The sequence below is a fragment of the Microbispora hainanensis genome, assembly GCF_036186745.1.
Lineage (GTDB): Bacteria > Actinomycetota > Actinomycetes > Streptosporangiales > Streptosporangiaceae > Microbispora.
This window is the reverse complement of the sequence record NZ_CP108086.1, coordinates 1,464,447-1,478,517: the sequence shown is the minus strand read 5'-3', so window position 1 is coordinate 1,478,517 and position 14,071 is coordinate 1,464,447. Positions and strand designations below refer to the sequence as shown.

General features: G+C 64.7%; 5 protein-coding genes and 3 rRNA genes. 6 read left to right on the top strand and 2 right to left on the bottom strand.

Annotated features, from left to right (window positions below; genetic code table 11):
- Positions 1 to 44: 44 nt before the first annotated feature.
- Positions 45 to 2,450, top strand: a complete 2,406-nt coding sequence (locus tag OHB01_RS06700) for a lysylphosphatidylglycerol synthase transmembrane domain-containing protein (RefSeq protein WP_328709043.1) — start codon at positions 45 to 47, stop codon at positions 2,448 to 2,450.
- A 451-nt stretch (positions 2,451 to 2,901) separates the two neighbouring features.
- On the opposite strand, the gene mgrA is transcribed toward OHB01_RS06700, so the two are convergent.
- Together mgrA and OHB01_RS06690 are read right to left on the bottom strand one after the other, a co-directional pair.
- A complete protein-coding gene (mgrA, locus tag OHB01_RS06695) occupies positions 2,902 to 3,927 on the bottom strand; it encodes an L-glyceraldehyde 3-phosphate reductase (protein WP_147944111.1) in 1,026 nt (341 codons plus the stop codon).
- The gene (locus OHB01_RS06690; protein WP_328855095.1) at positions 3,924 to 5,981 is read right to left on the bottom strand and encodes a S9 family peptidase; all 2,058 of its coding nucleotides are present in this window, start codon (positions 5,979 to 5,981) and stop codon (positions 3,924 to 3,926) included. Before OHB01_RS06690 ends, mgrA begins: the two co-directional genes overlap by 4 nt.
- 683 nt (positions 5,982 to 6,664) lie before the next feature.
- Here OHB01_RS06690 and OHB01_RS06685 point away from each other — a divergent pair.
- The 5 genes from OHB01_RS06685 (at position 6,665) to OHB01_RS06665 (ending at position 14,065) form a co-directional block, all read left to right on the top strand.
- Positions 6,665 to 8,185, top strand: a 16S ribosomal RNA gene (locus OHB01_RS06685).
- Positions 8,186 to 8,639: 454 nt separating this feature from the next.
- A 23S ribosomal RNA gene (locus OHB01_RS06680) occupies positions 8,640 to 11,744 on the top strand.
- Positions 11,745 to 11,807: 63 nt separating this feature from the next.
- Positions 11,808 to 11,924 (top strand): 5S ribosomal RNA (gene rrf, locus OHB01_RS06675).
- The 16S, 23S and 5S rRNA genes sit together here, the layout of an rRNA operon.
- 726 nt (positions 11,925 to 12,650) lie before the next feature.
- Complete coding sequence (locus tag OHB01_RS06670) at positions 12,651 to 13,010, top strand: hypothetical protein (RefSeq protein WP_328855094.1); 360 nt, start codon at positions 12,651 to 12,653, stop codon at positions 13,008 to 13,010.
- 671 nt (positions 13,011 to 13,681) lie between these two features.
- On the top strand, positions 13,682 to 14,065 hold the full coding sequence (locus OHB01_RS06665) for a cell division protein SepF (protein WP_142625402.1): 384 nt from the start codon (positions 13,682 to 13,684) through the stop codon (positions 14,063 to 14,065).
- Positions 14,066 to 14,071: the final 6 nt, after the last annotated feature.

The window sequence follows — 14,071 nt, the reverse complement described above, 5'->3', positions numbered from 1 at the left end:
CAATTGTGGACACCGAGTGCGAAGATCGCACAGAATCGCTGGTGGTGAGAGGCATCAAGGAGCAGGACATAACGCTGGACACTCCTGGCCAAGGAGCTGTCCTCGTCGTCGAGCCTCTGCTGCCGCAGCGGATCCGCCGGCCTTCCGACGCACTCCGGTTTCTCCTCACGCTGCTGGCCCTCGCCGCCGTCATCCTCATGGCGCTGGCGCTGCAACGCACGCTCAACGGCCTTGAGACCGACGTACAGGCGGGCACCACCCGCGCCCCCGACGTGCTGTCGGCCGCCGCCGGGCTGCTCGGCGGCGTCTCCGTGCTGATCGTGCCGGTCGCGTTCGCCGTCGAGCGGGTCTTCCACCGCGACGGCATGCGCGTCACCCAGGGACTGATCGCCGCGATCCTCGCCCTGCTGGTCTCCTACGTGCTCGGCGAGTCGCTGGTCCACTCCGGCCCGGCCGATCTCAAGCAGCTCCTCACCGGTGGCAGGGACGTCGAGCCGCTCAACACCGTGCTCACCCCCGCCATCGCGTACGCCACGGCGGTGCGGATGGGACGGCGCCCGAACTGGCGGGCGCTGATGTGGGTCGCGCTGGCCCTCGACGTGTTCGCGCTCTTCACCGCCACAAAGGTCACCGCCCTCGGCGTGATCATGACGTACGTCGTCGGCCTCGCCGTCGGGTTCGGCACGCTCTACGGCATCGGCAGCGCGAACACCAGGCCGCCCGGCAGCGCCGTGCTGGCCGCGCTGCGCAAGCTCGGCTTCATGCCGGTCAGCGCCAGGCGGGTGGAGGACGACAGCTCCGGCAGCCGCCGCTACCTGGTCGGCCTCGTCGACGACCGGCGGATCGACGTGACCGTGCTCGACCGCGACCGGCAGGTGGCGGGCGTCGTCTACCGGCTGTGGCGGCGTTTCCTGCTCAACAACGAGACCCGGCGCAGGGCCATCCGCTCGCTGCGCGCCGAGCTGGAGCGCGAGGCGCTCATGGCGTACGCCGCGCAGGCCGCCGGGGTGCGGCTGCCGCGCCTGCTCGGCACGAGCGAGGTCGGCACCGAGGCGGCGCTGCTCGCCTACGAGCACGTGGACACCCGTCCGGTGAGCGACCTGCGCGACGAGGACTTCGACGACGAGCTGCTGGAGCGGATGTGGGAGCAGGTCCGGCTGCTGCACGCCCATCGCTTGGCCCACCGCCACCTCACCGGCGAGAGCATCCACGTCGACGCCGAGCGCAACGTCTACCTCGTGGACGCGCGCAGCGGCGAGATCGCGGCCGGCGACCTGCTACTGCGGCTCGACATCGCCCAGCTCCTCGCCTACCTCGGCACCCGCGTGGGAGCCGAGCGCTCCGTCAGGTCGGCGGCGAAGGTGCTGGGGGAGAACACGCTGGCCGGGGCGATGCCACTGCTCCAGCGGGTCGCGCTGAGCCGGGACACCCGTACGGCCGCCCGCCGCGACCGGAGGCTCCTGCCCGCCATCCGGGAGCAGATCACCGCGCTGAAGCCGCAGGTCGAGGTCGAGGAGGTGCGGCTCGAACGGTTCCGCCCCCAGACCCTTGTGACGATCATCCTCAGCGTGATCGCGGCATACCTGCTGCTTCCCCAGCTCAGCAAGGTCAACCTGGTCTCCGTCGTGACCACCGCCAACTGGGCGTGGAGCGGGGCGGCGCTGGCCGCGGCCGCGCTGAGCTACGTCGCGGCGGCGATCCTGCTGCGCGGGTTCGTCCCCGAGCCGCTGCCGCTCGGCCGCACCATCCTGGCCCAGCTCGCCGGGTCGTTCGTGAAGCTGGTCGCGCCCGCCGCGGTCGGCGGCGTGGCGATCAACACCCGCTACCTGCAGAAACGCGGCCTGCCGCCCGGCGCCGCCGTCGCGAGCGTCGGCGCGTCGCAGCTCGTCGGCCTGGCCATGCACATCATGATGCTGCTGCTGTTCGGCTACCTCACGGGCACGCAGGCCGCGCCGTCCCTCACCCCGTCGCGCGGACTGCTGATGGTGCTGCTCGGCGTGGCCGTGCTGTTCCTGATCATCCTCGCCGTACGGCCGCTGCGGCGGCTGGTCACCTCGCGGGTGCGCGCCATGTTCTCGGGGGTGATCCCCCGGCTGCTCGATGTGGTGCAGTCGCCCAAGAAGGTCTTCGAGGCGGTGGGCGGGACCATGCTGCTCACCCTCAGCTTCGTGATCTGCCTGGAGGCGTGCGTACAGGCCTTCGGCGGCTCGGCCAGCTTCACGGCCGTCGCCGTGGTGTTCCTGGCGGGCAACGCCATCGGCTCGGCCGCGCCCACCCCCGGTGGCCTGGGGGCGGTGGAGGCGTCGCTGTCGCTCGGCCTCACGGTCGCGGGCCTGCCCTACACGGTCGCCACCTCGGCCGTGCTGCTGTTCCGGCTGATGACGTTCTGGCTCCCCGTCCTCCCCGGCTGGGCCTCCTTCGCCTACCTGCAGCGTCAGAACGCACTCTGAACCGTCCTGCCGCCCGGCATCCCATGCCGGGCGGATGGCGAGCCGGCGAGCCGTGGCTCACCAAGCGCTCACAATCCGCGGCTCGCGAACCGGGGCTCATCACGAACCCGGCCACAAACGGGGGGCTCGCAGGCCGGGGTTCACGAACCGGGGGTCGCGAACCGGGTCGCAAGCGGGGGATCACAAGTGGGGTCTCGCAGGCGGAGGTCGCGAACCCGGTCCACAAGCGGGGTCTCGCAGGCGGAGGTCGCGAACCGGGTCGCAAGCGGGGGCTCACAAGCGGGGGCTCGCGAACCCGGTCCACAAGCGGGGTCTCGCAGGCGGAGGTCGCGAACCGGGTCGCAAGCCGGGGCTCACAAGCGGAGGCGCGCGCCGGCGGCGCGCGTGTGGCGCTTCTACTCCTTCGCCAACGCGCAGCCTCTGCCGCGCCCTCCGGCTTGTGGACGGAGGCTCATTCCGCGCTGGAAGCGGCCCAGAGATTGATCCCGCAATCGACCGCGTCCTTGTCGATCGCGTCCAGCTCGTCCTGTGTGAAGTCGAGCCGGTTGATCGCGTCGAGGCTGTCGTCGAGTTGCTCGACGCTGGACGCGCCGATCAGCACCGACGTCACCCGCGGGTCGCGGAGCGCCCAGGCCAGGGCCATCTGCGCCAGCGACTGCCCGCGCTGCCCGGCGATCTCGTTGAGCCGCCGGACATGGCGCAGACTCTCCTCCGTCAGCAGGGACGGATCGAGCGACTTGCCCTGGGCCGCCCGCGAGTCCTTCGGGATGCCGTTCAGGTAGCGGCCGGTCAGCATGCCCTGCGCCAGCGGGGAGAACGCGATGCAGCCGACGCCCTCGTCCTCCAGCACGTCGAGCAGCCCGCGCTCGATCCACCGGTTGAGCATGGAGTAGGACGGCTGGTGGATGAGCAGCGGCGTGCCCATGTCTCGGAGGATCGCCGCGGCCTGCCGGGTGCGCTCCGGGGAGTAGGACGAGATGCCCGCGTAGAGCGCCCTGCCCGAGCGGACCGCGTGGGCCAGCGCCCCCATGGTCTCCTCCAGCGGCGTCTCCGGATCGAAGCGGTGGCTGTAGAAGATGTCGACGTAGTCGAGGCCCATCCGCTTCAGCGACTGGTCAAGGCTCGCGAGCAGATACTTGCGCGACCCCCAGTTGCCGTACGGGCCGGGCCACATGTCGTAGCCCGCCTTGGTGGAGATCACCAGCTCGTCGCGGTATCGGGCGAAGTCCTGCTGGTAGAGGTGCCCGAAGTTGATCTCCGCGGAGCCGTACGGCGGGCCATAGTTGTTGGCGAGGTCGAAGTGGGTGACCCCGCGGTCGAAGGCCCGGCGGAGGATGGCCCGCTGGGTCTCGATCGGCTTGTCGTCGCCGAAGTTGTGCCACAACCCGAGCGACACCGCGGGCAGCCTCAGCCCGCTCCGCCCGGTCCGGTTGTACGGCATGGGTCCATAGCGGCCCTCGGCAGCCACATAGCTCACTCGGTCACTCCAACTCGGTCGAGGATCCAGGAGAGCGCGAACGCCTCCTCACGCCAGGCGTCATAACGGCCGCTGCGGCCGCCGTGGCCGGCGCCCATCTCGGTCTTCAACAGGAACGGGCCGCCCTGCGCGGTGGCGCGGAGCCGGGCGATCCACTTCGCCGGCTCGTGATAGAGCACCCGTGTGTCGTTGAGGCTGGTGGTCGCCAGGATCGGCGGGTAGGTCCGGCCGTCGACGTTCTCGTAGGGCGAATAGGTCTTCATGTAGGCGTAGACCTCGGGGTCATGCAGCGGATCGCCCCACTCGTCCCACTCGGTCACCGTGAGCGGCAGCGACGGGTCGAGGATCGTGTTCAGCGCGTCCACGAACGGGACCTCCGCGACGATCCCCGCGAACTCCTCGGGCGCCAGGTTGGCGACCGCGCCCACGAGCAGGCCACCGGCCGAGCCGCCTCTTGCGATGATCTTGTCGGACCATCCCTCGGCCTTCAGGTGCCGCGCGCACGCGACGAAGTCCGTGAAGGTGTTCTTCTTCCTGGTGAGCTTGCCGTCCTCGTACCACCGGCGGCCCATCTCGCCGCCGCCGCGCACGTGGGCGATCGCGAACACGAACCCGCGGTCGAGCAGCGAGAGCCGGGCCACCGAGAAGTAGGGATCGATGGACGACTCGTAGCTGCCGTAGCCGTAGAGCAGGGTGGGGGCGGGCCGGCTCGTGTCCTTCCGGACCACGATCGAGATCGGCACCCTGGTGCCGTCCGGAGCGGTGGCCCACTCGCGGAACTGCTCGTAGTCGGAGGGGTCGTAGCCGCCGAGCACCACCCGCTGCTTCAGCAGGATCAGCTCGCGCGAGCGCAGGTCGTAGTCGTACACCGACGGCGGGGTGACCATGGACGTGTAGCTGAGGCGCAGCCGGCTCGTCTCGAACTCCGCGTTGCCGGTCGGCGCGACGTCGTACAGCGGCTCAGGGAAGGAGATCTCGTACGGCTCGCCGCCGTCGCCTGGCAGGATCCGGACCCCGGTGAGGCCGTCACGGCGGAAGTGGACGCTGACGAAGTCCTTGAACGCGTCGACGTCGAGCAGCCGCGTGTCGTCCCTGTGCTCGATCAGCGGAGTCCAGCTCCCCGGGTCGTCGAGGGGAGCGGTGGCGAGCTCGAAGTTCACGGCGCCGCCGTCGTTGTGCAGCACGAGGAAGCGGTCGCCCGCGTGCTCAAGCGCGTACTCCACGCCGGTCTGCCGGGGCCGGACCACCGCGAACTCGCCTTCCGGGGTGGCCGCGTCGAGCACCCGGACCTCGCTGGTGATCTTGCTGCCGGAGGCCAGCACCAGGTAGCGCTGGCTGCGGGTCAGGCCGATGCTCACCCAGAAGCGCTCGTCGTCCTCCTGGTAGACGACGACGTCGTCCGTCGAGCCGAGTCTGTGCCGGTGGATCCGGTACGGACGCCATGCCTCGTCAACGGTGGTGTAGAAGAACGTGGAGCCGTCGGCCGACCAGGCGCCGCCGTAGAAGACACCCGGAATCTCGTCCGGGAGCACGTCGCCCGTCTCCAGGTCCTTGAACCGGAGAGTGAAGCGCTCGTCTCCGGAGAAGTCGGTCGAGTAGGCGAGCTTCGTGCCGTCGGGGCTGACCGCGCTCGTGCCCATGGAGAAGAAGGGGCTGTCGCCCGCGAGCTCGTTGCCGTCCAGGATCACCTGTTCGCCGGGGAGCGATGTGCCCGGCTCCAGCTTGGGCGGGCTGTCCCCGTCGGCGGCCACCCGGCACTGGATGCCGTACTGCTTGCCCTCTTCGGTCCGGGAGTAGTACCGCCAGGCGCCCTTGCGGGTGGGGACCGACAGGTCGGTCTCCAGCGTCCTGCCCTTGATCTCCTTGAAGATGGTCTCCTGGAGGTCCTGCAGGTGGCCGGTCATCTCCTGGGCGTAGGCGTTCTCCGCCTCCAGGTACGCGATGGTGTCGGGGTCGTCCTTCTTGAGCAGCCACGCATACTCGTCGACCACGGTGTCACCGTGATGCGTGCGCTCGAGGGGGACCTTCTTCGCTACAGGCGGCTTGTCGCTCACCCGCCAAAGTCTATGTTCGGCGTGGTCCCGCCACGCCTTCTCGCTGCGGGCCTGTGGATAACCCGCGCTGGGGGAACACAGCGGCCGGCGCGTCGCGGTCCCGCCGGGAGTCGGAGGGCCGGAATACATCGGGGGTCCCAGGCGGTCGCTTCGAGTTGGGTCATGGCGGTGCCGGATCCTGGTAATCTTGTGGTGTCGGCGCGGTTCGGCGCACTCCTCTTCGATCACTTCGGTGGTTGTCTTGCGTGTGCGCGGGTTGTCGCCGGCGCTCTCCTCTGCTTTTTTGATCTTTCGGATCTGGTGGTTTTGCGCCGGGCTGGGAGTTCGGGTAAGTTAGAGGGGTTGCCCCGGAAACGGGGGGTCGGAATTCCTGTCGGTCGGCGGGTTTCGGGTCAAATGAAGTCCCGGTGGGGCGGATTTGACACGAAAGAGCCGGTCGGGAAGAATTAAGACCAGCAAGACAAAAGAAAAACAAACGGTGAAACGCCCCGGAGCGTGGGACCTTTCAGGGTTTCGGGTGATGGTGGTCGCGTCCGTTTCTTGAGAACTCAACAGTGTGCTAAAAGCCAGTGCATGAATCATGCATGACCCCGTCTACCGGTGGTTTTCATCGGTGGCGGATTCCTTTGACGGCACCTTTCCTTAGCCGGGGGTGCCGGCCAGAGTGATCTCTTTTCAAGCATTGTTTGGAGAGTTTGATCCTGGCTCAGGACGAACGCTGGCGGCGTGCTTAACACATGCAAGTCGAGCGGAAAGGCCCTTCGGGGTACTCGAGCGGCGAACGGGTGAGTAACACGTGAGTAACCTGCCCCTGACTCTGGGATAAGCCTGGGAAACCGGGTCTAATACCGGATACGACACTCCTCCGCATGGTGTGGGTGTGGAAAGTTTTTTCGGTTGGGGATGGGCTCGCGGCCTATCAGCTTGTTGGTGGGGTGATGGCCTACCAAGGCGACGACGGGTAGCCGGCCTGAGAGGGCGACCGGCCACACTGGGACTGAGACACGGCCCAGACTCCTACGGGAGGCAGCAGTGGGGAATATTGCGCAATGGGCGGAAGCCTGACGCAGCGACGCCGCGTGGGGGATGACGGCCTTCGGGTTGTAAACCTCTTTCAGCAGGGACGAAGTTGACGTGTACCTGTAGAAGAAGCGCCGGCTAACTACGTGCCAGCAGCCGCGGTAATACGTAGGGCGCGAGCGTTGTCCGGAATTATTGGGCGTAAAGAGCTCGTAGGTGGCTTGTTGCGTCTGCCGTGAAAGCCCGTGGCTTAACTACGGGTCTGCGGTGGATACGGGCAGGCTAGAGGCTGGTAGGGGCAAGCGGAATTCCTGGTGTAGCGGTGAAATGCGCAGATATCAGGAGGAACACCGGTGGCGAAGGCGGCTTGCTGGGCCAGTTCTGACGCTGAGGAGCGAAAGCGTGGGGAGCGAACAGGATTAGATACCCTGGTAGTCCACGCTGTAAACGTTGGGCGCTAGGTGTGGGGGTCTTCCACGATTCCTGTGCCGTAGCTAACGCATTAAGCGCCCCGCCTGGGGAGTACGGCCGCAAGGCTAAAACTCAAAGGAATTGACGGGGGCCCGCACAAGCGGCGGAGCATGTTGCTTAATTCGACGCAACGCGAAGAACCTTACCAAGGTTTGACATACACCGGAAAGCTCTGGAGACAGAGCCCTCCTTTGGACTGGTGTACAGGTGGTGCATGGCTGTCGTCAGCTCGTGTCGTGAGATGTTGGGTTAAGTCCCGCAACGAGCGCAACCCTTGTTCCATGTTGCCAGCACGCCCTTTGGGGTGGTGGGGACTCATGGGAGACTGCCGGGGTCAACTCGGAGGAAGGTGGGGATGACGTCAAGTCATCATGCCCCTTATGTCTTGGGCTGCAAACATGCTACAATGGTCGGTACAGAGGGTTGCGATACCGTGAGGTGGAGCGAATCCCTAAAAGCCGGTCTCAGTTCGGATTGGGGTCTGCAACTCGACCCCATGAAGTCGGAGTCGCTAGTAATCGCAGATCAGCAACGCTGCGGTGAATACGTTCCCGGGCCTTGTACACACCGCCCGTCACGTCACGAAAGTCGGCAACACCCGAAGCCCGTGGCCCAACCACTTGTGGGGGGAGCGGTCGAAGGTGGGGCTGGCGATTGGGACGAAGTCGTAACAAGGTAGCCGTACCGGAAGGTGCGGCTGGATCACCTCCTTTCTAAGGAGCACTCGGCCGGCCTGGTTGGTGCTGCCACACGCTGGTGTGGTGGTCTCGGGTCTGGTCCATCGTCACGGTCATCAGCGAGTGTCTGGTGCGTGGCGTGCTCATTAGTGGAGCACTGGTTATTCAGCCGGTCGTGGTTGCCGGGTCTGCTAGTACCGCCGTGAGTGATCACGGAGTGGGAGCGTGGGCTTTGGGGGTTGTGACTGGTTGGGCACACTGTTGGGTCCTGAGGAAACGGGCCCGTTCGCTTGGCCGCTGCTGGTTGTGGTGGTCGTGGTGGGGTTGGTTTTCTTCAGGGCTGGTCTCCTGCCATACCGGCCGGGGTCCTTGCTTGTGGGTTCGCCTGTTGTGGGTGGGCTTGCGGTGGGGGTTCGGGTGTTTGGTGGTGGGGTGGGCTGGTTGTCTGGTTGTTGTTTGTGAATTGCATAGTGGACGCGAGCATCTTTGTGGCCAAGTTAGTTAGGGCACACGGTGGATGCCTTGGCATCAGGAGCCGATGAAGGACGTGGGAGGCTGCGTTAAGCCTCGGGGAGTCGCCAACCAGACGTTGATCCGGGGATGTCCGAATGGGGAAACCTAGCACCAGTCATGTGGTGTTGCCGCCGTCTGAATGTATAGGGCGGTTGGTGGTAACGCGGGGAAGTGAAACATCTCAGTACCCGTAGGAGAAGAAAACAATAGTGATTCCGTGAGTAGTGGTGAGCGAAAGCGGAGGAGGCTAAACCGTGCGCGTGTGATAGCCGGCGGGCGTTGCGTGTGCGGGGTTGTGGGACCTTCCGGAGGAGACCGCCGTCTCTTCAGGCAGTGAGAAATCGGTGGGGTAGTCGAACGCTCTGGGAAGGGCGGCCGTAGACCGTGATAGCCGGGTAGGCGAAATCTTGCCGACTGCTGGGGGTGTTCCCGAGTAGCACGGGGCTCGAGGAATCCTGTGTGAATCTGCCAGGACCACCTGGTAAGCCTAAATACTTCCTGGTGACCGATAGTGGACGAGTACCGTGAGGGAAAGGTGAAAAGCGCCCCGGTGAGGGGTTGTGAAATAGTACCTGAAACCGTGTGCCTACAAGCCGTAGGAGCGTAAACAAGCTTGCTTGTTTGTGATGTGACTGCGTGCCTTTTGAAGAATGAGCCTGCGAGTTATGGTGTGTGGCGAGGTTAACCCGTGTGGGGGAGCCGTAGCGAAAGCGAGTCTGAATAGGGCGTTTGAGTCGCATGCTGTAGACCCGAAGCGGGGTGATCTACGCATGGGCAGGTTGAAGCGTGGGTAAGACTGCGTGGAGGACCGAACCCACCAGGGTTGAAAACCTGGGGGATGACCTGTGTGTAGGGGTGAAAGGCCAATCAAACTCCGTGATAGCTGGTTCTCCCCGAAATGCATTTAGGTGCAGCGTTGCGTGTGCTTGCCGGAGGTAGGGCTCTGGATGGCTGATGGGCCCGACAAGGTTACTGACGTCAGCCAAACTTCGAATGCCGGTAAGTTGAGCGTGGCAGTGAGACTGCGGGGGATAAGCTCCGTGGTCGAGAGGGAAACAGCCCAGATCACCGACTAAGGCCCCTAAGCGTGTGCTAAGTGGGAAAGGATGTGGAGTCGCAGTGACAACCAGGAGGTTGGCTTAGAAGCAGCCATCCTTGAAAGAGTGCGTAATAGCTCACTGGTCAAGTGATTCTGCGCCGACAATGTAGCGGGGCTCAAGTACACCGCCGAAGTCGTGGCACCGCTGGCACTTGTGCTGGTGGTGGGTAGGGGAGCGTCGTGCGAGCCGGTGAAGCTGCCGAGTGATCGTGTGGTGGAGGTCGTGCGAGTGAGAATGCAGGCATGAGTAGCGAGTCAGAAGTGAGAATCTTCTGCGCCGGATGACCAAGGGTTCCTGGGGCAGGTTCGTCCGCCCAGGGTAAGTCGGGACCTAAGGCGAGGCCGACAGGCGTAGTCGATGGATAACGGGTTGATATTCCCGTACCCGCTGTGATGCGCCCATATCGAATCCAGTGATACTAAGGGTCCTTAGCCCGGTTGGCTCTTCGGAGTCGGCGTCAGGGTGAACGCCTGGCCTGATCTGGTAGTAGGTAAGCGATGGGGTGACGCAGGAAGGTAGCCCAGCCCGGGCGGTGGTTGTCCCGGGGTAAGCATGTAGGGCGAGAGATAGGCAAATCCGTCTCTCATTAGCCTGAGGTGTGATGCCGAGCCGATTGTGGCGAAGTGGGTGATCCTATGCTGCCGAGAAAAGCCTCTAGTGAGTGTCGCGGCGGCCCGTACCCTAAACCGACTCAGGTGGTCAGGTAGAGAATACCAAGGCGGTCGGGTGAACTGTGGTTAAGGAACTCGGCAAATTGCCCCCGTAACTTCGGGAGAAGGGGGACCTCTGCTGGTGTAGGACTTTGCGTTCGAAGCTGGTGGGGGTCGCAGTGGCCAGGGGGAAGCGACTGTTTACTAAAAACACAGGTCCGTGCGAAGTCGTAAGACGATGTATACGGACTGACGCCTGCCCGGTGCCGGAACGTTAAGGGGACCGCTTAGCGCCTTTCGGGGTGCGAAGGTGAGAACTTAAGCGCCGGTAAACGGCGGTGGTAACTATAACCATCCTAAGGTAGCGAAATTCCTTGTCGGGTAAGTTCCGACCTGCACGAATGGCGTAACGACTTCCCCGCTGTCTCAACCACAGGCCCGGTGAAATTGCAGTACGAGTAAAGATGCTCGTTTCGCGCAGCAGGACGGAAAGACCCCGGGACCTTCACTACAGCTTGACATTGGCGTTTGGAGCGTCTTGTGTAGGATAGGTGGGAGACTGGGAAGCGGTGACGCTAGTCATCGTGGAGTCATTGGTGAAATACCACTCTGGTCGTTTTGGACGTCTAACCCGCGCCCGTGGATCCGGGTGGGGGACAGTGTCTGGTGGGTAGTTTAACTGGGGCGGTTGCCTCCTAAAGGGTAACGGAGGCGCCCAAAGGTTCCCTCAGCCTGGTTGGCAATCAGGTGTCGAGTGTAAGTGCACAAGGGAGCTTGACTGTGAGACTGACGGGTCGAGCAGGAGCGAAAGCTGGGACTAGTGATCCGGCATCGGCGTGTGGAAGCGGTGTCGCTCAACGGCTAAAAGGTACCCCGGGGATAACAGGCTGATCTTCCCCAAGAGTCCATATCGACGGGATGGTTTGGCACCTCGATGTCGGCTCGTCGCATCCTGGGGCTGGAGTAGGTCCCAAGGGTTGGGCTGTTCGCCCATTAAAGCGGTACGCGAGCTGGGTTTAGAACGTCGCGAGACAGTTCGGTCCCTATCCGCTGCGCGCGCAGGAGACTTGCGAGGGGCTGTCCCTAGTACGAGAGGACCGGGACGGACGAACCTCTGGTGTGCCAGTTGTTCCGCCAGGAGCACGGCTGGTTGGCTACGTTCGGTAGGGATAACCGCTGAAAGCATCTAAGCGGGAAGCTCGCCTCAAGATGAGGTCTCCCACCACCGTGTGTGGGTAAGGCCCCCTAGAGATGATGGGGTTGATAGGCCGGAAGTGGAAGCGCAGTAATGTGTGGAGCTGACCGGTACTAATAGGCCGAGGACTTGACCATAGATGTTCGCGTTCACTATGTGATCTCAGAGACAGCAGCCGGTGGTTGTGTGTTTCGTGGGGTTACGGCGGTCATAGCGGCAGGGAAACACCCGGTTACATTCCGAACCCGGAAGTTAAGCCTGTCAGCGCCGATGGTACTGCACCGGGGACGGTGTGGGAGAGTAGGACGCCGCCGGACAATCTTTGATATGTGGTTGGGCCATCCCTTGTGGGGTGGCCTTTCCGCATTTCCGGGCACCTTTCTTTTTCGCGGGTTTGTTTCCGGGGTTTGTTCCTGGGGTGTGTTCCCCGGCGGGTTGCTGGGTGTTGGTTCCCGCTGCTTGTTCCTGCGTGTGTGGGGGCGGGTGTGTGGTGTGTGGTGGCCCCGGCCGGGGTGTGGCCGGGGCTTTCGCATGTCCAGGGTGTGTTGGCCGGCCGGGGCGCGAGCGGGGATGTGGGAGGAGCGGAGCGGGCGGGAGTGAGGACCGCAGCGAACGCCCAGCGGAGCGGGCTTCGCGAGGACCGGAGCTTCCGGCCGGCGCAGTGACGTCCCAACCGCACCTTCTAGGCCCCAACCCACCCATTCAGCACGCCAACCCGACCGTCCAAGGCCTCGATCCAAGCGGCTCGAACGCCGATCTCGACACGCTTGACCCCGGCCCAACTGGCCTCGACGTGGCTGGCGCCGACCCAATGCCTCGGTCCACTCGACCACAAGGCCCGCCTCATCGCGAAAGCCTTCCGCGCTTCACACGCCACGTCCCAGTCTCGATCAAGATCCGGGTCCGCGCCGCCGGAGAGCCCGAAATTCAGGGGTGGGGGCCATCGACCGGCCCAGTGCTCGCGCGAGAGAATCGGCAGGTGCTTCTGGAGAGACCACGGCTGTGGGTACGCCGCTGCCGGGCTGAGACCGCGACTGCGGTCGATGCGGACCGCCTGCGATCGGGGCGACTTCAGCGAGCGCACGGGCTTCAGCGAGCGCACGGGCTTCAGCGAGCGCACGGGCTTCAGCGACCGCACCGGCTTCAGCGACCGCACCGGCTTCAGCGACCGCACCGGCTTCGGCGAGCGCGGCGGCTCCAGGCACAGGGGCGCGAAGGCACTCATGCGCTCCGGCCGCCGCAGCGAGCGCAGCTCCACAAGCTCCGAGCTTCCCAAGAACCCCGAGCATTTCAGCGCCCGCTGTGGCCGCACTGGGCCGTACGGCGTCCTGGGTTGTCCACCGCTGGAGAGCCGGCCTCGTTCACCAGTCCGCGGTGCGGCCGGTGTCTCTCAGCGGCCGTGAGCTCGGAGGGACGGCCTGGCTCCTGGGTTTCCACCGGCCTCGGCCGCTTCTCCAGTGCATCTGCCCTCCCTACGCGGAGGGTGAGTAGGACGCGGGTCCGTACGGCTGCAAAAACCGATGGCCGGTCGAAATTGTGCTCGATATCGTTTCCGCGGAAGGTGCTGAGAAGAAAGAGTTCTCGCTGGCTGTTCCCGAAATTGCGGCCGGTGTGGTTCGCGGCCCGCCGCCTGGAGAACGATGATCAACTCGGCGCGCTACCGTCGAAAATGTTTTCGATATGCGAATTCGGAGGGTCTCGGTGCGTAATTCGATCTTCATCGCTGCCGCCGCGAATCGCGGCTCCCGTCGGTTGCGTACCTGCTCCGACCAGCAAGATCGTATTTCGGGAACCCGACATCGGCGGCATCCGTTGTGATCTACTGAAGGTGTGCCGTCGTTAGAGGTGACTGTGAAAAATGTTTGCGAAGGGTTCCATGGGGTAGACGGGTTCGCGAGTTACCCTGGAAGGGCTGACAAATTGACGATGAAGACACGCTTACCCGGCCTCCACATTCTCCAGCCAACAACACTTAAACGGCCGGGCGTGTCGGCGGGGGTTCGCTGAATCGTCGGATACGGTCCCGTGTGTCGGGACGAGCCCGGAAAAGGACAAGCCGGAAAAGGACGAACCGATGGGGGCTGTGCGCAAGGTGGCGAGCTACCTTGGCCTGGGTGGGGCAGAGCAGTACGACGACGAGACCTACGCCGAGGACGAGTACGAGGACGACTGGATGCCGGCGGCCGAGCGTGCCGCCAAGCGTTGGCAGCCCAACGCCGATCCGGCCCGTATCGTTATGGTCCGCCCGAGGAAGTATGACGACGCCCTGACGATCGGCCGGCACTTCCGCGAGGGCCACACGGTGGTCATGGACGTGGCGGGCATGTCGACGGCGGAGGCCACACGAATGGTGGACTTCGCCGCGGGCTTGGCCTACGGCTGCGAGGGACGTATCGAGCGGATCGCGGACAAGGTCTTTCTGATCACTCCGGCGACGGTGGAGGTTTCCACGGCCTGAGCCGGT